Annotated in this window: 19 protein-coding genes; 13 read left to right on the forward strand and 6 right to left on the reverse strand. The window is 64.2% G+C overall.

Annotated elements, in window-relative coordinates; translation table 11 throughout:
- Positions 1 to 34 precede the first annotated feature (34 nt).
- The 5 genes from ACI48I_RS19665 (at position 35) to ACI48I_RS19685 (ending at position 5,685) form a co-directional block, all read left to right on the forward strand.
- Complete coding sequence (locus ACI48I_RS19665; protein ID WP_498575167.1) at positions 35 to 922, forward strand: LysR family transcriptional regulator; 888 nt, start codon at positions 35 to 37, stop codon at positions 920 to 922.
- Positions 923 to 1,087: 165 nt separating this feature from the next.
- Positions 1,088 to 1,612 carry a (2Fe-2S)-binding protein gene (locus ACI48I_RS19670; RefSeq protein ID WP_193687793.1) on the forward strand — a complete coding sequence of 175 codons (525 nt, stop codon included), beginning with the start codon at positions 1,088 to 1,090 and terminating at the stop codon, positions 1,610 to 1,612.
- Positions 1,609 to 2,640, forward strand: coding sequence for an FAD binding domain-containing protein (locus ACI48I_RS19675; RefSeq protein ID WP_193687794.1), 1,032 nt, complete (start codon positions 1,609 to 1,611; stop codon positions 2,638 to 2,640). Before ACI48I_RS19670 ends, ACI48I_RS19675 begins: the two co-directional genes overlap by 4 nt.
- Entirely contained in the window at positions 2,633 to 4,921 is a 2,289-nt protein-coding gene (locus ACI48I_RS19680) for a xanthine dehydrogenase family protein molybdopterin-binding subunit (RefSeq protein WP_498575168.1), read from the forward strand. The genes ACI48I_RS19675 and ACI48I_RS19680 overlap by 8 nt, the downstream gene beginning before the upstream one ends.
- A 17-nt stretch (positions 4,922 to 4,938) precedes the next feature.
- Positions 4,939 to 5,685: an SDR family oxidoreductase gene (locus ACI48I_RS19685; RefSeq protein WP_498575169.1), complete on the forward strand. Its 747-nt coding sequence runs from the start codon at positions 4,939 to 4,941 to the stop codon at positions 5,683 to 5,685.
- A 1-nt stretch (position 5,686) separates the two neighbouring features.
- Here ACI48I_RS19685 and tssG read toward each other — a convergent pair whose 3' ends face one another.
- Genes tssG through tssE form a run of 3 tightly spaced genes read right to left on the reverse strand, consistent with a single transcriptional unit; the run spans position 5,687 to position 9,082 of the window.
- Entirely contained in the window at positions 5,687 to 6,772 is a 1,086-nt protein-coding gene (gene tssG / locus ACI48I_RS19690) for a type VI secretion system baseplate subunit TssG (protein ID WP_498575170.1), read from the reverse strand.
- Entirely contained in the window at positions 6,736 to 8,577 is a 1,842-nt protein-coding gene (gene tssF / locus ACI48I_RS19695; RefSeq protein WP_193687798.1) for a type VI secretion system baseplate subunit TssF, read from the reverse strand. The genes tssG and tssF overlap by 37 nt, the downstream gene beginning before the upstream one ends.
- A 4-nt stretch (positions 8,578 to 8,581) precedes the next feature.
- Positions 8,582 to 9,082, reverse strand: coding sequence for a type VI secretion system baseplate subunit TssE (gene tssE, locus ACI48I_RS19700; RefSeq protein WP_498575171.1), 501 nt, complete (start codon positions 9,080 to 9,082; stop codon positions 8,582 to 8,584).
- Between the two features lie 242 nt (positions 9,083 to 9,324).
- Between tssE and tssK the strand changes: the two genes are divergently transcribed.
- The 5 genes from tssK (at position 9,325) to ACI48I_RS19725 (ending at position 15,652) form a co-directional block, all read left to right on the forward strand.
- Positions 9,325 to 10,665, forward strand: a complete 1,341-nt coding sequence (gene tssK, locus ACI48I_RS19705) for a type VI secretion system baseplate subunit TssK (RefSeq protein WP_498575172.1) — start codon at positions 9,325 to 9,327, stop codon at positions 10,663 to 10,665.
- A gap of 37 nt (positions 10,666 to 10,702) precedes the next feature.
- A complete protein-coding gene (locus tag ACI48I_RS19710; RefSeq protein ID WP_193687801.1) occupies positions 10,703 to 10,966 on the forward strand; it encodes a PAAR domain-containing protein in 264 nt (87 codons plus the stop codon).
- An 8-nt stretch (positions 10,967 to 10,974) separates the two neighbouring features.
- Complete coding sequence (locus tag ACI48I_RS19715; RefSeq protein WP_498575173.1) at positions 10,975 to 12,387, forward strand: hypothetical protein; 1,413 nt, start codon at positions 10,975 to 10,977, stop codon at positions 12,385 to 12,387.
- Between the two features lie 123 nt (positions 12,388 to 12,510).
- The gene (locus ACI48I_RS19720) at positions 12,511 to 12,951 is read left to right on the forward strand and encodes a hypothetical protein (RefSeq protein ID WP_193687803.1); all 441 of its coding nucleotides are present in this window, start codon (positions 12,511 to 12,513) and stop codon (positions 12,949 to 12,951) included.
- A 220-nt stretch (positions 12,952 to 13,171) separates the two neighbouring features.
- A complete protein-coding gene (locus ACI48I_RS19725) occupies positions 13,172 to 15,652 on the forward strand; it encodes a CehA/McbA family metallohydrolase (RefSeq protein ID WP_498575174.1) in 2,481 nt (826 codons plus the stop codon).
- Positions 15,653 to 15,712: 60 nt separating this feature from the next.
- On the opposite strand, the gene ACI48I_RS19730 is transcribed toward ACI48I_RS19725, so the two are convergent.
- Both ACI48I_RS19730 and glmS read right to left on the reverse strand, forming a co-directional pair.
- Complete coding sequence (locus ACI48I_RS19730; RefSeq protein ID WP_498575175.1) at positions 15,713 to 17,335, reverse strand: hypothetical protein; 1,623 nt, start codon at positions 17,333 to 17,335, stop codon at positions 15,713 to 15,715.
- Positions 17,336 to 17,498: 163 nt separating this feature from the next.
- The gene (glmS, locus tag ACI48I_RS19735; RefSeq protein ID WP_193687805.1) at positions 17,499 to 19,328 is read right to left on the reverse strand and encodes a glutamine--fructose-6-phosphate transaminase (isomerizing); all 1,830 of its coding nucleotides are present in this window, start codon (positions 19,326 to 19,328) and stop codon (positions 17,499 to 17,501) included.
- 159 nt (positions 19,329 to 19,487) lie between these two features.
- Between glmS and ACI48I_RS19740 the strand changes: the two genes are divergently transcribed.
- Positions 19,488 to 19,958, forward strand: a complete 471-nt coding sequence (locus tag ACI48I_RS19740) for an Lrp/AsnC family transcriptional regulator (RefSeq protein WP_193687806.1) — start codon at positions 19,488 to 19,490, stop codon at positions 19,956 to 19,958.
- 211 nt (positions 19,959 to 20,169) lie between these two features.
- Here ACI48I_RS19740 and glmU read toward each other — a convergent pair whose 3' ends face one another.
- Positions 20,170 to 21,546, reverse strand: a complete 1,377-nt coding sequence (gene glmU, locus ACI48I_RS19745) for a bifunctional UDP-N-acetylglucosamine diphosphorylase/glucosamine-1-phosphate N-acetyltransferase GlmU (protein WP_193687807.1) — start codon at positions 21,544 to 21,546, stop codon at positions 20,170 to 20,172.
- Positions 21,547 to 21,573: 27 nt separating this feature from the next.
- Between glmU and ACI48I_RS19750 the strand changes: the two genes are divergently transcribed.
- Together ACI48I_RS19750 and rsmD are read left to right on the forward strand one after the other, a co-directional pair.
- A complete protein-coding gene (locus ACI48I_RS19750; protein ID WP_498575176.1) occupies positions 21,574 to 22,470 on the forward strand; it encodes a DUF6279 family lipoprotein in 897 nt (298 codons plus the stop codon).
- Between the two features lie 30 nt (positions 22,471 to 22,500).
- Positions 22,501 to 23,169, forward strand: a complete 669-nt coding sequence (rsmD, locus tag ACI48I_RS19755) for a 16S rRNA (guanine(966)-N(2))-methyltransferase RsmD (RefSeq protein WP_498575177.1) — start codon at positions 22,501 to 22,503, stop codon at positions 23,167 to 23,169.
- Positions 23,170 to 23,184 lie beyond the last annotated feature (15 nt).

The following is a 23,184-nucleotide window of genomic DNA, read 5'->3' on the forward strand; positions in this document are numbered from 1 at the left end:
TATAATCCGGAAAGACTATCCAGCGGAGCGAACAATGAAACTCGATGCCATGGCCTTGTTCGCCCAGGTCGCGGCAAGCGGCAGCTTTACCGGGGCCGCCCTCGCCGCCGGCTTGCCGAAGTCGACCGTCAGCGCGCGGGTGGCGGAGCTCGAAAGCGCCCTCGGCGTGCGTCTGCTGCACCGGACCACGCGCCGCCTGAGCCTGACGGCCGCCGGCCAGGTGTATTTGATCCACTGCCAGGCGATGCTCGACGCCGCCAACGCGGCCGATGCGGCGATCTCCCGGCTGCGCGACGAACCGGCGGGTCACCTGCGCCTGACCGCGCCGGAAGCGTCGGGCATCCTGCTGCTGCCGCCGCTGCTGGCCGCTTTCCATGCACGCCATCCGGCCGTCACCGTCGAATGCGTGATCACCGATGCCCACCTCGACCTGGTGGCGGAGCGCATCGATCTCGCCCTGCGCACGGGCCAGCTCGGCGATTCTTCCTTCGTCTCGCGCCGCGTGGGGACGGTGCGGCGCGTGCTGGTCGCCGCTCCCGCCTACCTGGCGGCGCATGGCGCGCCTCAGCACCCGGCCGACCTGTCGCGTCAACGCCTGCTGCTGCACGATGTGCTGCCGCAGTGGCCGCTGCACAGCGACGGTAAAGTCGTGCACGTCTCCGCCGCCGGCGCCCCACTGCGCGCCAACAATTTGAACACCCTGCGCGGGCTGACGCTGGCCGGCGCCGGCATCGCCTTGTTACCCTGGTTCATGGTGCGCGAGGCGCTGCTCGACGCCAGCCTGCAGCTGGTGCTGCCCGAGCACCCGCCCACCGACAACACCTATTACGCCGTCTATCCCGGCCGCAGCCACCGTCCCGCCGCCCTCAGCGCCTTGCTCGAATTTATCGATCAATTCGGCCTGGCAAGTTACCTCGCCTGAGTCCCCACAGGTCGGCATTCTCGTCGGCTAATTGTGCGCCGGTTACCTTGCGCTTGCTACTAAGATGGTCGTAACGGAATGACAACAGCGAATCACAGCTGCGGTCGGCGCCGCCTCCTGCGCGCCTCGAACAGCCCTGTCCGACCCATCCAGAAAGGATTCACCATGACCGCTCCCGAGCGCTATCCGCTCACCCTGCGCATCAACGGGCAAGACCACCAGATAGACACCGAAGCCTGGGTGACGCTGCTCGACCTGCTGCGCGAGCGCCTCGACCTGACGGGTTCGAAAAAAGGCTGCGACCACGGCCAGTGCGGCGCCTGTACCGTCCTCGTCGACGGCAGGCGCATCAACTCCTGCATGACCCTGGCCGTGATGCAGAACGGCCGCGAGATCACGACCATCGAGGGCCTGGCCAAGGAAAATGAACTGCATCCGTTGCAGCAGGCCTTCATCGACAACGACGCCTTCCAGTGCGGTTACTGCACGCCCGGCCAGATCTGCTCGGCGGTCGGCCTGATCAATGAGGGACAAGCGAAAACCGTGGCCGAGGTGCGCGAGCTGATGAGCGGGAACGTCTGCCGCTGCGGCGCCTATCCGGGCATCCGCAAGGCCGTCTGCCAGGTGGCCGGCATCAAGGATGGCGACAACGCCGTCCACGCCATCGTTCCCGCGACGGTGCCGGCATGAACCCGTTTACTTTTTCCCAGGCCGATAGCGCGCAGGCGGCGCTGGCCCAGGTCGCCGGCAATGCCAGCTTCGCCGGCGAAGCCGTGCGTTTCATCGCCGGCGGCACCAACCTGATCGACCTGATGAAAGAGGGCGTGATGGCCTCGAGCCGCCTGGTCGACATCAACCGCCTGCCGCTCGACCAGATCGAAGAGGACGGCGAGGGCCTGCGCCTCGGCGCCACCGCCCGCAATGCCGATACGGCTTACCACCCGCTGGTGCGCGAGCACTATCCGCTGTTGACGGCGGCGATCCTGGCCGGCGCTTCTCCCCAGCTGCGCAACATGGCCAGCAACGGGGGCAACCTGCTGCAGAGAACCCGCTGCTACTACTTTTACGATGTCGGCACGCCCTGCAACAAGAGGGAACCCGGCAGCGGCTGCTCGGCGATCGGCGGCATCACGAAACAGCATGCGATTCTAGGGGCCAGCGACCACTGCATCGCGACCCACCCGTCCGACATGTGCGTGGCGCTGGCCGCCCTGGAAGCGACCGTGCACGTCGAATCGGCGCGCGGCAAACGCGACATTCCGTTCGCCGAATTCCACCGGCTGCCGGACGACGCGCCGCAATACGACACCGTGCTCGAAGCGGACGAACTGATCACGCATATCACCTTGCCCGACGCGCGCCGCTATGCGCGCCACTCGGCCTACATCAAGGTGCGCGAGCGCCTCTCGTATGCGTTCGCGCTGGTCTCCGTCGCGGCGGCGCTGGATATCGGTTCGGACGGCATCATCCGCAGCGGGCGCATTGCGCTCGGCTCGGTCGCGCATAAACCGTGGCGCAAGCCCGAGGCGGAAGCCCTGCTGGAAGGGCAGCAGGCCGACCCGGCCCTGTTCGGGCAGGTGGCCGACGTCCTGTTGAAAGGCGCCGTGGGCCAGGGCCACAACGATTTCAAGATAGGGCTGGCGCGCAAGGCGATCGTGCGCGCGCTGCAGACCGCGGTGCAGGGCACCGTCACCAATACCGGAGAGCCGCATGACTGACCTGATCCAGGCATTACATACTCCCGTCGCCGAACCGGGCACCGGACAGGTCGTCACCGGCACGGCTGTCTCGCGCGTCGACGGCCGCGCCAAGGTCACGGGTGCGGCGCGCTATGCGGCCGAACACCCGGCCGAGCATCTGCTGTATGGCGTGGTCGTCAGCGGCACGATCGCGAAAGGGCGCATCCTCGACATCGATACGGCCGAGGCGATGCTGATCGAGGGCGTGGTCGAGGTAATGAGCCACATGAACCGGCCGAAGCTGCGTTCCTTCGATCTCGCCTACAAGGACATGACGGCGCCGGCAGGGTCTCCCTTCCGCCCCTTCTACGACGACCAGATTTTGTACAACGGCCAGCCGGTGGCGCTGGTGCTGGCCGAGACCTTCGAGGCAGCACGGCGCGCGGCGGCCCTGGTGCGCGTGCGCTATGAAGAGGAAGAACACGACACGCGCCTGACCGCGAACCTCGGGCGCGCCTACACGCCGCGGCCCTTGAAGGCGGGCTATGAGCCGCCGCCCCCGGAAAAAGGGAATGCCGAGAAGGCGTTCAAGGCAGCCCCTGTAAAAATCGAGGCCGAGTTCTACCACGGCGTCGAGCACCATAACCCGCTGGAGCTGTTCGCCTCGACCGTGATTCGCGCGGAAGATGGCCACCTGACGATCTACGACAAGACGCAAAGCTCGCAGAACAGCCGCTGGTATGTCTCGCACGTGTTCGGCCTGTCAAAGGATAAAGTCACCGTGCGCAATCCGTATGTCGGCGGCGCCTTCGGTTCCGGCCTGCGTCCGCAATACCAGCTGACCCTGGCCGTGATGGCGTCCTTGCACCTTCAACGTTCGGTGCGGGTGCAGCTGACGCGCCAGCAGATGTTCAGCTTCGGCCACCGTCCGGAGACGGTGCAGTGGGTCAAACTGGCGGCCGATCGCGACGGCACCCTGACATCGATCCAGCACGAAGCGATCGCCGAAACCTCGCAGATCGAGGATTACGTGGAAGTCGTGGTGAACTGGTCCGGGCTGGTGTACGCCTGCGACAACATCAAGCTCGGTTATAAACTGGTGAGCCTCGATCAGTACACGCCGATCGACATGCGCGCGCCCGGCGCGGCGCACGGCATGCATGCGCTGGAAGTTGCGATGGACGAACTGTCCTATGCCCTGAAAATGGACCCCTTGACGCTGCGCCTGAAAAACTACGCCGACCGTTCTCCGATCGACGACAAGCCGTATTCGAGCAAGGAACTGCGCGCCTGCTATGAACAGGGGGCCGAAAAGTTCGGCTGGTCGCAGCGTCCGCTGGCGCCGCGTGCGCGCAAGGAAGGCAGCGAATGGGTCGGCTGGGGCATGGCGACCGGCGCCTGGGATGCACTGCAAATGTTCGCGCGCGCCAGCGCCGTGATGCATGCGGACGGCAGCCTCGTGGTGTCGAGCGCGGCCACCGACATCGGTACCGGCACCTATACGGTGATGGCGATGATCGCGGCCGAAGCCATGGGCCTGCCGCTCGAGCGCGTGACGTTTCAACTCGGCGACTCGACCTTGCCGGTGGCGCCGATCGAGGGCGGCTCGTCGCACGTGGCCACGGTCGGTTCGGCAGTGGCGGGCGTGTGCGACAAGCTGCGCCTGACCCTGCTGCGTTACGCCCAGGCGGACGCCGATTCTCCCTTCCGTGATAAACGTCTGAAAGATGTGGAATTCGCGGGCGGCGTGCTGCGTCTTAAAAAAGATCCAGATACCTTCATTTCGCTCGGCACCATCGTCCGCAACACGGGGCGCGAGCGGCTCGAGGAAAAATACCTGATGCTGCCGCAGATGCTCAAGCAGCGCAAATTCCGGCGCATGGTGCATTCGGCCGTGTTTGTCGAAGTGCGGGTCGACGAGGAACTCGGCATCGTGCGCGTGACGCGCGTCGTCAGCGCGATCGCGGCAGGACGCATCATGAATACCAAGACCGCGGGCAGCCAGATCGTCGGCGGCGTGGTCTGGGGCATCAGCCAGGCGCTGCACGAGGAAAGCCATACCGACCACCGCTTCGGGCGCTTCATGAACCACAACCTGTCCGAATACCATGTGGCCGTGAACGCCGACATCCACGACATCGACGTCATTTTCGTGGAGGAGGACGACCGCATCGTCAGCCGCCTGGGAGCGAAGGGCGTGGGCGAAATCGGTCTGGTCAGCGTGGCGGCGGCGGTGAGCAACGCGATCTATCACGCGACCGGCAAACGGATTCGCAGTACGCCGATCACGCCCGATAAAGTGCTGGCCGGAGGGCCGTAAGGCCGGGGAGAACACGGATGGCAGAATCTGCAGTCAAAGCGGCGATCGTCACCGGCGCCTCGCGCGGCATCGGCCGCGCGATCGCGCTGCGCCTGGCGCAGGACGGGTATGCCGTCGCGGTCAACTACGCCAGCCGCGCGGTGGACGCCGACGACGTAGTGCGGGAAATCGAGGCGGCCGGCGGACGCGCGATTGCGCTGCAAGGCGATGTCGCCCAGGCCGCCGATTGCGCGCGCCTGTTCGACGAAACGGAAAAAACCTTTGGCGCGGTCGATGTCGTCATCAACAACGCCGGCGTGATCCAGCCCGGCATGACGCTGCTGGCCGATACCGACGACGCCCTGTACGAGCGCATCATGTCGATCAACACGCGCGGCACGTTCAACATGCTGCGCCTGGCCGCGACGCGCCTGCGCAACGGCGGGCGCATCGTCAATTTTTCGACCAGCGCCATCGGCCTCGCCATGCCGGGTTACGCCGTGTATGGCGCGGCCAAGGCGGCGGTCGAGACCATGACCAACATCTTTGCCAAGGAAATGCGCGGCAAGGGGATTTCGGTGAACGCCGTGGCGCCGGGGCCGACCGCGACCGACCTGTTTTTGGATGGCAAACCGGCCGAGCTGGTGGAACGCCTGGCGAAGGCCGCGCCGCTCGAGCGCCTCGGTACGCCGGAAGACATCGCGAACCTGGTCGCGTTTCTGGTCGGGCCGCAGGGGGAATGGGTGAATGGGCAGACGCTGCGGGTGAATGGCGGGATCGTGTAATTCAATTCATCCGGATGTCGTAATGCACATCGTTGCGGTCGCGCTGCTGGGGCCCCGCGACCAGATAGGTATCCCAGCCGAGGCGGCCGAGCGGGCTGCCTTCGCGCATCGTGACCGGACGCACATCGGCCGCGCGCAGCACCAGTTCGACTTCGTATTCGAGGGACAAACCCGTAAACATCGTCAGCAGGCTGGTGAGCGCGCGCGCCGCCAGTCCACCCGGCAGGAAGGCCGTGAAACCGGCGTGATCGAGGGGACCGACCACCAGGCGCAGGCGCAGATCGCGCTGCCATACCCGTTCCCCGGCAATGGCGCGGCTGCCGAGGGTGGCGCTCTCGCAGCCCAGGGTGCTTTGCTGCGCGGGCGGCACCGCATACCAGGAACCGACGAATTGCTCGACCTCCACCGGTTGCGCGAAATATTCCGACAGCACGCGCGCCACCTGCACCGCGGAGATCGGCCGCTGGCGGATCGAGGCGGCGAAATAGCCGATCGACTCGTCCAGCACGGTGCCATTGTCCTCACGCGCCAGGCGCTTGCGCAAGGACGGATTGCCCAAGCCGGCCAGACTCATCAGCAACGGCAGGAAACTGTCCCTGCCGCCCAGTTCGTATTTGAGGTGCAGCCGGTACTTGCGCCAGGCCTCGTAGAACAGCGCCAGCGAGCGGTTCGAAAAGGTGTCGAGGAAAGCCCGCGCACCCTCGTCCTTGTCGTCGAACTGCTGTTCGGCCACGCGTTCCGTGTAATGCGGCGGCAGCACGCCGTTCACGCCCAACAGTCCCATGAAGGTCGGCGTGATGCGGATCCATTTCAGGGTGGCGGCCTGCAGCGCTTGGCCGAGGGAGGGCGCCGTCGGCTCGATCGTGCGCGGCTCGACGTGGAGCGCCTCGAGTTGGCTGGCCGGGAAACGCAGCGAGGTCGAATTCTGAAAGCGCAGGAAATTGGCGACGACACCGTGCTGGGGCGCGCCATGGCGGCGCAGCCAGAGTTCCAGCATGCGCACCGCCTGGAAATACTCGAAGCGGTAGGGTTCGCGGAACAGGCGTTCGATTACAGCAGGCTCAAATCGCCGCTTTTTGGTGTGCATGTCAATAGTTCTTCCCCGGTTTTTGCCGAAACGATGACCAGCTGCGTAAAACTGTTGGCGTGCACGTAGAGGGCGAGAAAACGTTCGACGATGTGGGTAAAGGCGTGGATGCCGCTGCCGATAAAGGCTTCTTCGTCGATGGCGAGGCGCACCTGCACCCCGCGCACGAGGCAATTAAAAGGGTTGCCGGCCAGCCAGGCGGTGGTGGCGCCCTGTTCGATGGCGGTAATGCCGCCGATCTGGCGCTGCGAGGAGGGAGAACGCGGCAAATCGTACAAAGCCAGCATCTCCCGGAAGGCTTCGACACCGCCGGCGCTGATCGACAGGTGGTTCAGGGACAAGTGCGAGATCAGGCGCCAGTGCGCGCTGCGCCCGCTGGGAAAACGCCAGGAGTGGGTCGGTTTGCGCAGAAAGTGGATCGTACGCACGCTGGAGCCGCCCTCGAGGAACAAATCGCCGCCGGCCTGACCATAGGGCAGCAAAGAGGGCAGGTCCCGGTTCGAGCAGGTCAGTTCCAAGTTCAAGGTATCGGTTTCGACCGCGGCCGGGTCGAAATCGATATCGACGATCGCGATTTGCGTTTCGAAGCCGGGGCTGCGCTCGGCCAGCGTCTCGTCGCGCCGCATCGCCCAGTAATGGCCGTTCTGCTCGGGCGTTTGCGCATGCTGCAGCGAGTAGAAGGGGCGAAACTGCACCACCGTCTCTCCCTGCGGGGTCTGGCGCACCAGGTTCACCGAATCGATAGCCTGCACCTCGAAGGCAAAGGCGCGCCGCGCATCGGCCAGCACCGGATAGCTGGCCGTGGTGTGGGTCAGCCGGATCGGTTCCCCGCGCTGGCGGAACAGATTCACGACGGGTGTGCAGCCGAGCAGGACGTTATTCGTCGACAGCGTGCCAAGCATGCGCGCCGTGTTCGAGTCGCTGCGAATGCCGGACAGGGCCAGGTGCAGGGTGATCGATTTCGCGCCGGGCAGGGCGGCGGACAGCTGCTGCAAGTCGATATCGAAAAAATTGAATTTCTCGGGAAAACAGAAATATTCGGTCAGCAGGCGGTAGGCGGCGTGCGAGCGGGCCGGGAAATCGATCAGCGATTCGGCGTCGTCGAAACCTGCCGGTTGGACGGGAATGGCGGGCAATTGAACCCAGCGTCCGTTGCCATCTCCTTCGGCATAGGCGGCCACCGTCCGCATGAACAGGGCGTCGCGCAGGGCGGCGCAGAACGAGGGTTCGCCGTCGATGAACACGCGCAGCCGGGGCAGGTCGAGTTGATTCACATCGACCTGCTCGGCGCTGCCGGCGATGCGCAAGCTGATGCTGGCCGTGGCGCCGGGCGGAGGCCGTACCGCATCGGGCGCGCGCAGGATGTCGGAAAAGCTGGCCGCGGCCAGCGCCAGCGGCGCCACCGCCACCGGGTACACGGTGCGGAACGTGCAGGCGGCGCCACGAACAGGACGCGTCGTGAGCTGGGTGCCACGCGGGATGGTGCCGGCCGTGGTCTGCTGCTTGGCCGCGCCGGTGAAATCCAGGCGCGCGATCGAGCACGAGGGAAAGGGCCGCAGGTAATGCGGGTACAGCACGTCGAACAGGGCTTCCGTGAATTCCGGATAGTCGTCGTCGAGCCGTTTGGCGATCCGGGCATTCAGCAGGGCAAACGATTCGATCATGCGTTCGGTGTGCGGGTCTTCACACACTTCTCCGCTGATCAGGAGGCGTCCGGCGATTTTCGGGTAGCGCTCGGCAAATTCGCGCAGGTTGCGGCGCAGGTAGCCCAGCTCGCTCTCGTAATACGGCAGTAATTGTTCCACTTGATCAGGCTCCCGCCGGCGCGGCGCGGCCGGCCTTGCTGATGCTGTAGCTCAGGGTCGAGGGCTGGAGCACGGCATCGAAATTCACGGCTTCTTGCGAAGCGCTGGCGACCAGCACCCCGGTGATCGAAAAATCCAGGCGGTTAACGGCGCCTTCCCGCATTTCCAGTGCGGCCTTGACGTTGCGCAGGCGTGGCTCATGGGAGCCGATCGCCTCTTCGATGCAGGCGCAGATCAGGGCCCGGTCCGAGGGACTGGACAGGGACAGCTCGGCAAAATCCTTCATTCCATAGCTGACGATCGAGCGGCTGCACTCCGGGTAGGCCTTCAAATAATCTTCCGGCAGCACGGCGCGGGTATTCAGCAGGGCTTCGAGGTCGCGCGCGACGGCATCCTTCATGTCCTCGACCGACAGGCGCGCGGCATTGCCGTTGCCACTGCCGTTGCTGCTGCGCAGTGGCGTCCCGAGCAGGCGGTCGAACAGGCCTGGCGTAAAACGGTTCATCGGTTTTCCTTGTCGAGCCTGGGTGAGGTCGGCGGGTGCACCGCTGCCGATCAGCTCCGTAGTGTTACCGCGCAGACTCCCCTCAACCTTGAAGAAGGATAAGGAAGCGGCATCGCCCGTGATGGCGTTGTGCAAACCCGACGTTTGCGCAAACGCAAGCTGCCACCGCCGAGGGCAGTGCTACTGTTTCCGTTGGCAAAGTTGCGCGCAACGAAAAATCACCGATAGGGATCACAGCGGACATGACCAGCAAAGTACTCTGGGGCGAGGGTTTATTGCTGCGCCCACAGCATTTCCAGCGCCAGGACGCATACCACGAGCATTGCCTGCAAAAAGGCATCAAGGCGGTGCACCCGTATGCCTGGGGAGTCGAGCGGCTGCAAGTCGATCGCGAAGCGCTGGCCAACAACACGCTGCGCATCCTCGACCTGGCGCTGCGCTTCCAGGATGGAGAGCTGGTCGACGCACCGAACGCCGATGCGCTCCCCGATACGGTCGGCCTCAGCCTGCTGCAGCAATCCCAGCAAAGCGTGACGTATTACGCGGCCCTGCCAAGCCTGAAACCGTTCAGCGGCAATTTCGCCACGCCCGGCCAGGCCGCGCATACGGCCCGTTTTATCCAGACCAACCTGGAAACGGCGGATTTATATACGCAGGCCGCGCCGGTGCAGCTGGCCTATCTCAAGAAATCGGTACGTCTCGTCTCGGAATTCGAGCCGCGCGACGCCTATGTTCACTTCCCGTTGCTGCGCCTGCGCCGTGCGGCCGTCGGCGGTTTTGAAATCGACCCCGGTTTCGTGCCGCCCAGCCTCTCCATTGGCGCCGCCGCCCCGCTGTTCCAGCAACTGCGGCGCCTGCTCGACGCGCTGCAGGCCAAGGTCAGCGCCCTGTATGGCCATCACCGCGAGCCGAGCCGCAACGTGATCGAATTTCGCTCCGGCGACATGTCCTCGTTCTGGCTGCTGCACACGGCCAGTTCCGCCTACGCCACGCTGACCCACCATTTTCATCACCCCAGCCTGCATCCGGAACGGCTGTACGAACAATTGCTGGACGTCGCCGGCGGCCTGATGACCTTTTCAAAAAGCTGGACCCTGGCGGATTTGCCTCCCTACCAGCACGCCGACCCGGGCCCCCCTTTCACGAAACTGCACACGATCATCCGCGAACTGCTCGACACCGTCATTTCGTCGAAATATTTTGCGATTGCCCTCAGCGAAGTGCGGCCCTCCTACCATATCGGCGCCCTCGACTCGGGCAAGATCGACGACAAGACGACGTTTTATATTGCCGTCTCCGCGGATATTCCCGCCGTGCAGCTGGTCGACGTCGTGCCCCTGCGTTTCAAGGTCGGCGCGCCGGACGATGTCGAAAAATTCGTGCTCTCTGCGCTGCCCGGCGTGCGCCTGCAATACACGCCGCAGCCGCCGGCGGCCCTGGCGGTGCGTCCCGATACCTGCTACTTCATGCTCGAATCGAAAGGGCAGATGTACGAGCGCATGCTCAAGGCGCAATCGATCTCGATCTATGTGCCGGCGGGGATGAAGGAGTTGAAGCTCGAGTTGCTGGCCGTGGCGGCGTAAGACCACGGTTACCTGCGACCACTCATCGGAGAAAACCATGTCCGGACCCTTGATTGTTCTCGGCGACAAAACCTCGCACGGCGGCGCCGTCATCGAAGCCTCAAACCAGAGCGACAGCGGCGGCGTCCCGATCGCGCGCATGGGCGATAAAACCGTTTGTCCGAAGCATGGGCCGAATCCGATCGTCAGCGGCGATTCGTCCTTGATCATCGACGGCAAACCGGCCGCCCGCCATGGCGACAAGACCGCCTGCGGCGCCTCCCTGATCGCCAGCCAGCAAGCCACGATCGACAAGCTCTGATTGACACCATGACTTCGACCACTGTTGCGCCGCCGCGCCTGGCGCCAAGCTGGATCAAAACAGCCCTGCTGGCCGCCGCCGTATTCGTGCTCTGCTGGGGCGGCGCCATCGCCTACTGGCGCTCGGCCGAGCACGGCCCGGCGACAGGCGACTTGCTGCTGGCGCTGCTGGCCGCGCCCCTCGGCGTGCTGGCTGCCGTCTGGCTCGGCAAGAAACTGGTCACCGCACGGCCCGCGGCCGCAGCGGCTGCCGGCACCGCGACTGCAGCCCAGCCGGCGCCCGCCGCCCCCGCGGCCCCACCACTCGCCGTCCTGGCCGCTGCCCTGCGCGCGCCGCACGGGGACTCACCCGACGCGCTCGCGACTGCGATTGCCGGCAACCAGGCGCACCCCGACCTCGATCCCGAGCTGATCGACGACGATGGTTTTCCGCTCACGAGCGCCCGCAGCGACGCTGCCGTTGACGAGGCGCTGCAGGAAGAAGTCCACGAATGGCTCATCCTGAACGGCATGGCCGAGCTGCGTTTTGGTGCCGCGCAGTGGCGCGCGCTGACCCTGGGCACGGCCGTCGTGCGCGACCTGGCCAACGAGGCCGTCATGCAATTGATGCCGCCCGAAGGCGCGCCGCCGCCGCTGCGCTTGCTGCCGCTGTTTCCGCCAGGCTGGACGGTCGAGCAGCGCCACGCGACGGGCCTGTGGTTCAGGCATACGGTGGCGCAATTTGGTTGGCCCGTGGACAGCCTGACCCGGATCGATGCCCCGCTGGATGCCGCTCCCACAACGATCCTCGGGCTATGTGCAGACGCGAGCGGAGCGCGCGCCCCGCAGCTTGCCACCATCCTGATCGCCTGCGCCTCGTCCATCGACCAGGAAATGGTGGATGGCTGGTCCGCAAACGGGTCGCTGCAGACGCCGGCCCGGGCCCAGGGGCGCATTCCGGGGGAAGGAGCGGCCGGCCTGCTGCTCACCAGCCTCGATGGGGCCAGCAAGACCGATGGTGCCGTGTTCGCGCAGTTGTACCCCATGGTCGAGGCACGCAGGGAAGTCTCGGCCGACAGCGCCAAACGCGCGGAAACAACACGCCTGACCGAGCTGGCGCAACGTGCCGTCCAGGCCGCCGGACTCGGATTGTCCGACCTCGCCTGCGTGGCCGCCGACACCGACCACCGCACCAGCCGCGGACTGGAACTGATGGGACTTGTCTCGTCCGCGCTGCCCGATCTCGACACGACGGCCGATGTCCTGCGTACGGGCGTGGCCACCGGCACCTGCGGCGCCGTGCCCTTCATGTGCGCCCTGGCGCTGGCGCGCCATGCTGCGCTGGCGGGCAATGCGCCGGCCCTGTTCGTCAGTCACGAGGATCCATTTACGTGCAGCATGGCGCTGGTCGCCCCTCCGCCTGCACCGGCACAGCCGGCCTGAGCGTCAGCCCTGATGAACACGCCGTGCGAAGCCGCCTACACGGCTTCAGCCCGCGCTCCTATTGGTGTACCTGAATAAACGGCTACCATCGATCCCATGGTTCATTACGCCAAGGAGATCGTCATGGCTGGAAACAAGCAATACGATGCAGGCGCCGGCAAGGCCGGTAGCCATCATCCAGATACGCGCGGACCGGATTCGTTGTCGGGCCGCTCCGACCCCGCCGACCCGGACACGGGCCAGCGCCAGCAGGCAGACAATGGCGGCTCGAATGCCGGCCATTACACCGGTGCTGGGGGAGCGAAAAGCGAACGCGAAGGCGGCATCGTCAGCGCGCCGCCGGAGAGCAATGTCGGGCCGGCAGGTGCACCGCAAAGCGACCGCGGCGCCCACGCCCACGCCGCCGGCATGACGGCGGCAGCGGCGGGCGGCAAGCCCGGTACCTCGGCGGCAGGCGAGGGGGAGGGCCAGGGACAATCGGTGGACGCCTCCGTGACCGGCACCGGCGTCGACGAGCTTGCCAAACAGACCCCGGACCGGCCGGGTGGTGCCGACTCGCGCTGATTCCCTTCCAAATCGGGAACGCCGCACGACAGGTCCATTCCTTACCCACATGCCGCTGGTGACAGCGGCTTTTTTTTTGCTCAGCCCGTCCGCCATTGCCCCGACACTGTTGCAAAACCGAGCAGCTCATCAATTTCTGATAAAACCTGCTTGCTTGTAATCTTTGTGTCATGCATCGTTGTAAAAATTTGTACTTTTATAACGAGAGGGGTGAGGCCACATGCGTCGCGTTCATACCATGAAGTTGCTGCCATTGGTGTTGGCACTCGGTTTCAGTCAGGCAGGCCTGGCATCGGAAGCGGACCACCGCGAGTTCGAAGCGACCCTGCATGCGCCCTATAGCGCAGCCGCGGCCGCCCAGGAAGGGCGCACGTTTGCCTTGACCTTCAGCTACCCCTTCGTCGTGGAGGCGCAGGACATTGTCTGGCGGCTCGAACTGCTCGATCCGGCGCAGCGCGTCATCGAGCGCTGGCAGGGCGTGCGGCGCCTGTCCGGCAAGCCGGTCGACGTCAAGGTCAACTGGCGCGGACGCGCCGGCGACCCGGCCCTGCGCGATGGCATCTACCAGGTGCGCATGGTCGCCGTGGCGCGCGCCGCCGAGGCAGGGCAAGCGCGGCCGCTGTCGGCCGCGGAGACGGACGCACTGCTCGAAGCGGAAGGCGGCCACCAGGTAGAACAGGCCTGGGACATCGCCGTCGGCGCGCCCGACACGGTCCCGATGCCGGCGTTTACGGCGCTGCCGACGACTGCCGGCGCCAGGGAAGCGGCAGCGCGCACGGGCGGCGGCATGGTGTCGCCCATATCGGTCCCGGCCACCGCCGCGCTCCCCTACACCGTGTATTACGCCAACCTGCACAGCCAGACCAACCACAGCGACGGCGGCGGGGCCCTGTCCTCCTGCACCGGCGCCCAGAGTCCGCAAACCGGCGCCTCCGGTCCGGCGCAGGCCTTCGCCTATGCGAAAGGCAAGGGCCTGGATATCCTGATGGCGTCCGAGCACAACCACATGTACGACGGCTCGGACGGCACCAATGCCGCGGCCAGCCCGGCGACGGCCAAGGCCCTGTACCAGTCAGGCCTGAAGGCGGCGAGCGATTTCAATCTCGCCAACCCGAATTTCCTGGCCGTGTATGGTCTGGAGTGGGGCGTGATCAGCAACGGCGGCCACCTGAATATCCTCAACAGCAACGAATTGCTCGAGTGGGAATACAACGGCAGCAACCAGCTGATCGGCGACACGTATACCGCCAAAAACGATTACGCCTCGCTCTACACCCTGATGAAAAACCGCGGCTGGATCGGCCAGTTCAACCATCCGGATACGAGCGGCCAGTTCCTCGTCAACGGCCTGCCGCTCGGCTACACGGCCGACGGCGATAACGCGATGGTGTTGTGCGAAGTGCTGAACACCTCCGCGTTTTCGACCAATACGACCGAAACCGAAACCGGCCGCAGTACCTTCGAGGGCGCCTGCAAAAAGGCGCTCGAGGCCGGCTTCCACGTGGCGTTTTCCAGCAACCAGGACAACCATTGCGCGAACTGGGGCGCCTCATACACCAACCGCACCGGCATCCTGATTCCGAATGGCACGGCACTGACGAACGCCAGTTTTGTCGCGGCATTGCAGGCGCGCCGCGTGTTCGCGACGATGGACAAGACCTCGCAACTGGTGCTGACCGCCAACGGCCACCTCATGGGCGAGCGCTTTGCCAATAGCGGCCCCCTGAACCTGGTCGCCAATTTCGCCAGCACCTCCGGCAAGACGGTGTCGTCGGTGGCGATCTTCGAGGGGGTTCCCGGCCGTAACGGCACGGTGACCCAGCTGTCCACCAGCGCCAGCACGACGATCACCCCAGCCACGGGCGAGCATTTTTATTATGCCAAGATCACGCAAAACGACGGCAATATCCTGTGGTCGGCACCGCTCTGGGTGACGCAAGCGACCTCGTCGTCCGGCGACACGGTCGCCCCGACGGTGAGCGCCAGCGAAAGCGGCACGGCCGGCACCGTGACCCTGTCCGCCAGTGCAAGCGACAACGTCGGCGTCAGCAAGGTCGAGTTTTATGTCGACAGCGTCCTGAAAGGCAGCGACACCAGCTCGCCCTATTCGATGACGCTCGACTCGACCACCCTGGCCAACGGCAGCCACACGCTGACTGCGAAGGCCTATGATGCGGCCGGCAACGTCGGCAGCTCGGGCGCGACCAGCTTCAGCATCAGCAACGCCAGCGGCGGCACCCAGCTGCTGCTGAACCCCGGTTTCGAGTCGGGCGCCGTGTCCTGGAATGGAGGTAGCGGCATCATCAACAATGCGACGACGACCCCGCCCCATACCGGCAGCTGGAAGGCGAAACTGGCCGGCACCGGCGCCACCCGTACCGACAACCTGTACCAGCAGGTCGCCATTCCCTCGACCGCAGCAAGTGCAAGCTTATCGTTCTGGCTGCAGGTGCAGTCGGCGGAAACGACGACCACCAGTGCCTACGACACCCTCAAGGTGCAGGTAAGGAACAGCGGCGGCACGATTCTCGCCACGCCGGCGACCTATTCCAACCTGGACAAGGGAACGAGCTACACCCAAAAGAGCGTCGATCTGTCGGCCTACAAGGGGCAGACGGTGCAGGTGTTCTTTGTCGGCAGCGAGGATTCCTCTTTGCAAACGACCTTCCTGGTCGACGACGTGGCGCTGACGGTGCAGTAAAGCGGCGTTCCATGCGCAAGACGTAAAAGCCCGGGCTGCGCTGCCCTGGGCTTTTTTTTGTCATTCGCGCATTGGCACAGTGGCGCCGCGCGCAGACAGCTGGACCGACTGCGCCGCGCGTTTGCCCGATTGCGGCGGCAGCGCACCGGACGATCCGGTCAAGGTCGGCACCGACGGATCGGTGGCGACGAGCCGGCGCTGCACCTGCGTGGCATTGCCGGCACGGTCCGTGACGGTGACCTTGACCACGAACGATCCAGCCTGGCAAAAGGTATGGCGCAGGCTGACGTCGCCCACTCCGCGCTGCTCGCGCAAGCTGGGCGCCGCCTGTGCGCACGCATCGTTGACGCTCGTCACCGCCCGGTGCGACTCGGCCACGGCGCTGTCGACGAAGTTGACGCTGAAGTCGACTGTCTGTCCCAGCCTGACGCCACCGTCGGCGGCCCCGCCGGCGACCGCACCCAGCACCGGCGCGGCCGTTCCTTCGCGCCCCGGACGCAGCAGGACCAGTCCGGCGTTCGAATCGGCGACGATGGTACCGTTGTCGTTGATCTTGCTTGCCGAATACAGCACCAGCCCGGCAGGAGCCCGGTACAGACGGGTGTTCAGGTCGACCGGATTGGCGACGTCGTTCCAGAGGACGGCGCGCCGGCTGCCGGGGTCGTCAAGCGTGCGTTCGAGGTAGCCCACCATTTCGCGCCGGTTGTTCAGTGCGTTGACTCTCCCTTCCGCTGCACCGGCCAGCGGCAAGGGGCGCATGCCGCGCGCGGCCGACCAGACGAAGGGGGCGTACCGGTATTGCGGGTCGCTGTCCACGACCAGGTTGTTCCCTGTGACTTCTCCGTTCTCGTTGAGCGCGGTGACATACTGATCGCCCGTGTCCGGGCCGATGCGCACCATGCCGCGTTGCCGGCTCCAGAGGAAGCCGATGCCGCGCCCCTCCTTGTAATAGGTGCCCAGCACCTGGCCGGTCGCGTTGATGTGGGTGGCGGTCGATTGCGTGCCGCCGAAGAGGCCGAGGTCGGTGGCCGTGCCGGCCCGGTCCCAGACCATGGCGTGGCTGTCCTGATACTGAACCTCGGAATCGCCGACCGAGACGCCGCTGTCATTGATGGCGCGCGCCGCCGATAACCTGGCGGGCGGCGGACCGAGCGGAGTAAGGGTGCCGTCGGCATTCCAGCGGTTGGCGCGGGTATAAAACATCTGCCCCTGCGCCCGGACCGCACCCACCACCTGGTTGAGGTTATTGATGGCATGGGCGTCGGACAAGGTCGGCCCCGGCAAGGCGCGCATGCCGCGCGCGGCGGTCCAGGCAAAGGCGCGGTAGTCGAAGGCGGCGTCCTGGGACTGGCCGACCACGACACCCTGGTTGTTCAAGCCCTGCACGAAGGTATACGACCCGCCCAGCGAACCCAGGGTGTACACGCGCCTGCCGTCGAAGAACCCGTTGAATATCGGTTCAGGGTATGACCAGGTGGCAAAGGCGACCTGGTCGCGCGCATTCAGGAATGCCTGTCCGGTGTCCGGACCGAGATTGACGACGCTGTATTCGGCGACACGTGCACGCGCCGCCGCATCCACGGATGCGCCTGGCGCGGTCGGGGGAGCGGCGTGGGCGCAGAGCGCAGCGATGGCGGGGACGAGCAAGCCCGCCCATTGCAGGCGTGCTTTGTTGCTGAGCATGAAAGTCATAGGAGCCTTTGGTGAAGAACAGAAGAACTACAGATTCACTGTAGATCCCGCTTCAGACTCGAACATGACTTCGCTCTAACTCAGCATCGGAACTAAAACCTCACTCAGCGGTCGGCACGCATGTTGACAGTGCCGCCGCTTGCGTGGTTGTCGATTACTCGACCGTCACCGACTTCGCCAGGTTACGTGGTTTATCCACATCGGTACCGCGTGCCAGCGCCGTGTGATAGGCCAGCAGTTGCAGGGCGACCACGTGCAGGATCGGGGACAAATCGCCGTAGTGTTCCGGCAGGCGGATCACGTGCAGTCCCTCGCCCGAGGTGATGCGCGAATCGACGTCGGCGAACACGTACAGCTGGCCGCCACGGGCGCGCACTTCCTGCATGTTCGATTTCAGTTTTTCCAGCAGCGCGTCGTTCGGGGCGATGGTCACGACCGGCATTTCTTCGGTCACCAGCGCCAGCGGACCGTGTTTCAGTTCACCCGCGGGATAGGCCTCGGCATGGATGTACGAGATTTCCTTCAGTTTTAACGCACCCTCCAGGGCGATCGGGTAGTGCATGCCGCGGCCCAGGAACAGGGCGTTTTCTTTTCTCGCGAATTCTTCGGCCCAGGCGATGATCTGCGGCTCCAGCGCGAGCACGGCGGAGATGGCCACCGGCAGGTGACGCATCAACTTCAGCTGCGACGCCTCTTCTTCGTCCGTCAGGCGGCCGTTGACCTGCGCCAGCGTCAGGGTCAGCAGGAACAGGGCGGCCAGCTGCGTGGTGAACGCCTTGGTCGAGGCGACACCGACTTCGACGCCCGCGCGGGTGATGTAGGCCAGTTCGCATTCGCGCACCATGGCGCTGGTCGAGACGTTACAGATCGTCAGCGTGTAAGGCATGCCGAGGCTGCGGGCATGTTTCAGGGCGGCCAGGGTGTCGGCCGTTTCACCCGACTGGGAGATGGTGACGACCAGGGTTTTCGGATGCGGGACACTGTCGCGATAACGGTATTCGCTGGCGATTTCGACATTCACCGGCAGCTTGGCGATGCACTCGATCCAGTATTTCGCCGTCAGGCCGGCATAGTAACTGGTGCCGCAGGCCAGGATCAGCACGCGGTCGATGTCCTTGAAAATTTTATAGGCCTTATCGCCGAACAGTTCCGGCATGATGCCGGTGACGCCCTCGAGGGTGTCGCCGATCACGCGTGGCTGCTCGAAAATTTCCTTCTGCATGTAGTGGCGGTACGGGCCCAGCTCGGCCGCGCCAGTGTGCGCGTGCACGGTTTTCACTTCGCGCTCGACTGGTTTGCCGTCGACGTCGACGATCCAGTAGCGCGACAGTTGCAGGTCGACGACGTCTCCCTCTTCCAGATAAATGATCTGGTTAGTCGTGCCGGCCAGCGCCATCGCGTCGGAGGCAACGAAGTTTTCTCCTTCGCCGACGCCCAGGATCAATGGGGAACCCTGGCGGGCGGCGACGACGCGGTGCGGTTCTTCGCGCGAGAACACGGCGATCGCATACGCGCCGTGCAGGCGCTTGACGGCCTGCTGCACCGTCTCGAACAGGTCGCCGTTGTACATGTGGTCGACCAGGTGGGCGATCACTTCGGTGTCGGTCTGGCTCTGGAACACGTAGCCGAGTTCGGTCAGTTCGCGGCGCAGCTCATCGTGGTTTTCGATGATGCCGTTGTGCACCAGCGCGATGCGGGCGTTTTCTTCGTTCGGAGAGAAGTGCGGGTGCGCATTGTGCGAGGCCGGGGCGCCGTGGGTGGCCCAGCGGGTGTGGGCGATGCCCGTAAAACCTTGCAGGCCGGTACCGGCGATCTGCGTTTCCAGGTCGGCCACGCGCGAGGTGCTGCGCGAACGGGCCAGACGGCCTTCGACGTGCAGGGCGACGCCGCAGGAATCGTAGCCGCGGTATTCGAGGCGTTTCAGACCCTCGATCAGGATAGGGGTGATGTTACGTTGAGCAACTGCGCCGACGATACCGCACATGGACTTACCTCGTTATAAAAAAATTAGCAATAAGGGATATCGTATGGCAAGTCATCTGAAATATGCTTTCAGAGCGCACCATTTTTTGTTATAAAATTTCACGCATCACGGAAGATGAAATATTATTTCATCTGATACGGAAAATTTAGAGAGAATTTCATGCCGAATGAATCTGTCTTGGATGAACTTGATCGTCGCATCTTGAACGTGTTGCAAACTGATGCATCTCAGACCAATGCGGAGCTGGCTGGGCAAGTTCACGTCTCGCCGCCTACTTGCCTGCGCCGCGTCAAGCAGTTGACCCAGAATGGTGTTATCTCACGGCAAGTCGCGCTTGTCGACCCCGATAAGGTGGGCGCCCGCCTTACCGCCATTGTCGAGATCACGCTCGACGTCCAGGCGGCGGACCGGATGGCGCAGTTCGAGAAGCTCGCCGCCACCGAGGATGCAGTAATGCAGTGCTACCGCGTCGCACCGGGACCGGATTTCGTCCTGATCATCCAGGTCGCCGACATGCCTGCTTACCACGCGCTGGCGCACCGTTTATTTGCCACCCACACCAACGTGCGCAACGTCAAAGCGTATTTTTCCACGTTCAGAAGCAAGTTCGACACCCGCATCGCCGTGTAAGCGCCAAGAGCGCCTAACAAAAACGTCAGGGCAAGGCGCAGCGCCGAAGACAGTACGAGCGTACGGCAAGGCGCTGCAACGCGGCCATGGCGATTTTGTCAGGCGCTCCAGGGCTGTGGATAATCCTGTGCAGAAGGCTGTGCAATCAGCGTGGGTATCCACTGCATAAGCCAGTGGATACCCTGTGATTTTCCTGTCGATTTCCGGTGGATTACTTTGGCTTTTTCACCGGACGGCTCCAGCCGTCGATGGTGATCTGCTTGGGCCGCGAGATCGTCAGCTTGCCGGCCGGGGCGTCTTTCGTCAGCGTGGTGCCGGCGCCCAGGGTTGCACCCTTGCCGACCGTGACCGGGGCGACCAGCTGGCTGTCGCTGCCGATGAAGGCGTCGTCCTCGATCACCGTGCGGAATTTATTGGCGCCATCGTAATTACACGTAATGGTGCCGGCGCCGATGTTGACCTTCGAGCCGACCGTCGCGTCGCCAATATAGGCCAGGTGATTCGCCTTGCTGTGCGCCGCCACCTGGCTGTTTTTGACTTCCACGAAATTGCCGATGTGAACATCCTGGCCCAGTTCGGTACCCGGGCGCAGGCGCGCGTACGGGCCGATCTGCGACTGGGCGCCGACGACGGCGTCCTCGATATGGCAGAAGGGCTTGATCTGGGCGCCGGCCGCGACCTTGGCATTGACCAGCACGCAATGCGGGCCGACCTTGACGCCATCGGCCAGTTCCACGCGACCCTCGAACACGCAGCCGACGTCGATGACGACATCGCGTCCGCAAATGAGTTCGCCGCGCACGTCGATGCGGGCCGGATCCATCAGGGTGACGCCCTTTTCCAGCAGAGCGTTGGCAATATTGAGCTGATGACGACGCTCGAGTTCGGCCAGTTGCACCTTGCTGTTCACGCCGGCCACTTCCCATTCGCCCGCCGGCGAAGCCGATACGACTTCCACGCCATCGGCAACGGCCTGCGCCACGATATCGGTGAGGTAATACTCGCCCTGTGCGTTGTTATTCGACAGCCCAGTCAACCAGCGCTTCAAATGACGGGTCGGCACCACCAGGATGCCGCTGTTGATTTCTTTGATCGCGCGTTCGGTTTCGCTGGCGTCCTTCTCTTCGACGATGCGCACGATGCGGCCGTTTTCACGCACGATGCGGCCCAGGCCGAAGGGATTGGCCTGCTCGACGGTGAGGATGCCGAGTTTATCGATACCGGCGGCCTCGACCAGGCGGCGCAACGAGTCACTTGTTGTCAGCGGGACGTCGCCGTACAGCACCAGGGTCGGCACGTTTTCGTCGAGTTGCGGCACGGCCTGCATCACGGCGTGGCCGGTGCCCAGCTGCGGCTGCTGCAGGGCGGTGTCGATCGGCGCCTCGCCGTCGCTGGCGAGCCCGGCCACCATCTCCGGCACCGCTGCGCCCCCGTGTCCGTAAATCACGCATAATTTACTCGGCCGCAGCATGCGGGCGGTATCGATGACATGCTGCAGGAGCGGCTTCCCAGCCAGCGGATGCAACACTTTAGGCAGCGCGGACTGCATGCGCTTTCCCATGCCGGCGGCAAGGATGACAACGTTCATAAGCCGTATTCAATAAGAGTTAATAAGATGAAAAAGTTTATCACGCATGACCCCTTGTTCTCGCGCACGCGTGCGCTGTTCCTGATCGTTCTGCTGGCTTTATTGGGCGCCTGCAGCACGATCCGGTTCAGCTATAACCATGGCGACACCTTACTGTACTGGTGGTTGGATGCTTATGTCGACTTTGAAGGCGACCAGTCCGATTGGGTCAAACGTGACATCGGTGAACTGTTTCAATGGCACCGCAAAACCCAGTTGCACGACTACGCCGCCCTGCTCGCCACGTTCCAGCGCCAGCTGGCCGCCAATCCGACCCAGGCCGATTTACTGGCCGACTACCGCGAGCTCCGTACCCGGACCGAAACCCTGGCGATGAAGGCGGTGCCGGATATGGTCGACCTGGCGCGTTCGCTGACGCCGGACCAGATTGAGCAAATGGAAAAGCGTTTTAACAAGAAAAATGAGGAATACCGCCGCAAGTTCGTCAGCGGCAGCGTCGAGAAACGCAATGAGGCGCGTTTCGACAAGTCGATGGACCAATTCAAGCTCTGGTTCGGCGCCTTCAGCAACGAGCAGGAAAAAGCGCTGCGCCGTGCTTCGGATGCGCGTCCGCTCGACAGCAATATCTGGCTGGAGGAGCGTATTTATCGGCAGCGCAAGATCCTGGCCCTGGCGCGCAAGATTCAGCAGGAAAAGCCGAACAAGGAACAGACCGGCACCATGATTACCTCGATGCTGCGCGAATTTTTCACGCGCATGGATACACCCGAGCGCAAGGGTTTTTATGACAGCTATATCAATGCGACCTCGAATTTCATTCTGACGGCGATCCACATCGCCACGCCAGCCCAGAAAGCCCACGCCCAGAAGCGCATGCAGGGCTGGATCGAGGATTTCAATGCCCTGGCCAAGGAAGCAAAATAAGGGCCGATCGCCTCTGGTATAGTGCGCGCCATGCAAAGAAAGCCAGCCAATAAACCCCAAGCTAAACCCCAGGGCCAGCACGGCCGTCCGCGCCTCGCGCCCCAGCAGGTGCGCATCATCGGCGGAGCATGGAAACGGCGCCTGCTGCCGGTGCTCGACGCGCTCGGCCTGCGCCCGACCCCGGACCGGGTGCGCGAGACCGTTTTTAACTGGATCCACCACCAGGTCGGCGGCGATTGGGCACAAGTCGATTGCCTCGACCTGTTCGCCGGCAGCGGCGCCCTCGGCTTCGAGGCGGCCAGCCGCGGCGCCCGCTCGGTGACGATGCTCGATTTTCACGCGCCCGCCGCGCGCCAGCTCGAAGCGAACAAGGAAATGCTGAAAGCGGAGAACGTCAGCATCCTGCGCGCTGACGCTTTGTCGGTCGCGCGCGACCTGGCCGCGCGTGGCCAGCGCTACGATGTCATCTTCCTCGATCCGCCGTATCAGCAGGATTTCATTGCGAAAGCGCTGCCGCTGTGCATCGACCTGCTCAAGGAGGACGGCATGGTCTACGTGGAAGCCGAATACGCCCTGCCGCAGGGAGGAGAAACGCCGGACTGGCTGGCCCCGTGGGAACAGGTGCGCGCCGACAAGGCCGGCATGGTTTTTTATCATCTACTCAAGCTGAACGACAACTTGCACGAAAACAAGGCTTAATTACCTGAAGTTTGC

The organism is Massilia sp. LXY-5 (assembly GCF_059801075.1).

Coding starts and splice junctions, on each gene's coding strand:
- ACI48I_RS19665 (WP_498575167.1), top strand. CDS start 35: ATGAAACTCGATGCCATGGCCTTGTTCGCCCAGGTCGCGGCAAGCGGC.
- ACI48I_RS19670 (WP_193687793.1), top strand. CDS start 1,088: ATGACCGCTCCCGAGCGCTATCCGCTCACCCTGCGCATCAACGGGCAA.
- ACI48I_RS19675 (WP_193687794.1), top strand. CDS start 1,609: ATGAACCCGTTTACTTTTTCCCAGGCCGATAGCGCGCAGGCGGCGCTG.
- ACI48I_RS19680 (WP_498575168.1), top strand. CDS start 2,633: ATGACTGACCTGATCCAGGCATTACATACTCCCGTCGCCGAACCGGGC.
- ACI48I_RS19685 (WP_498575169.1), top strand. CDS start 4,939: ATGGCAGAATCTGCAGTCAAAGCGGCGATCGTCACCGGCGCCTCGCGC.
- tssG (WP_498575170.1), bottom strand. CDS start 6,772: ATGCACACCAAAAAGCGGCGATTTGAGCCTGCTGTAATCGAACGCCTG.
- tssE (WP_498575171.1), bottom strand. CDS start 9,082: ATGAACCGTTTTACGCCAGGCCTGTTCGACCGCCTGCTCGGGACGCCA.
- tssK (WP_498575172.1), top strand. CDS start 9,325: ATGACCAGCAAAGTACTCTGGGGCGAGGGTTTATTGCTGCGCCCACAG.
- ACI48I_RS19710 (WP_193687801.1), top strand. CDS start 10,703: ATGTCCGGACCCTTGATTGTTCTCGGCGACAAAACCTCGCACGGCGGC.
- ACI48I_RS19715 (WP_498575173.1), top strand. CDS start 10,975: ATGACTTCGACCACTGTTGCGCCGCCGCGCCTGGCGCCAAGCTGGATC.
- ACI48I_RS19720 (WP_193687803.1), top strand. CDS start 12,511: ATGGCTGGAAACAAGCAATACGATGCAGGCGCCGGCAAGGCCGGTAGC.
- ACI48I_RS19725 (WP_498575174.1), top strand. CDS start 13,172: ATGCGTCGCGTTCATACCATGAAGTTGCTGCCATTGGTGTTGGCACTC.
- ACI48I_RS19730 (WP_498575175.1), bottom strand. CDS start 17,335: ATGCTCAGCAACAAAGCACGCCTGCAATGGGCGGGCTTGCTCGTCCCC.
- glmS (WP_193687805.1), bottom strand. CDS start 19,328: ATGTGCGGTATCGTCGGCGCAGTTGCTCAACGTAACATCACCCCTATC.
- ACI48I_RS19740 (WP_193687806.1), top strand. CDS start 19,488: ATGCCGAATGAATCTGTCTTGGATGAACTTGATCGTCGCATCTTGAAC.
- glmU (WP_193687807.1), bottom strand. CDS start 21,546: ATGAACGTTGTCATCCTTGCCGCCGGCATGGGAAAGCGCATGCAGTCC.
- ACI48I_RS19750 (WP_498575176.1), top strand. CDS start 21,574: ATGAAAAAGTTTATCACGCATGACCCCTTGTTCTCGCGCACGCGTGCG.
- rsmD (WP_498575177.1), top strand. CDS start 22,501: ATGCAAAGAAAGCCAGCCAATAAACCCCAAGCTAAACCCCAGGGCCAG.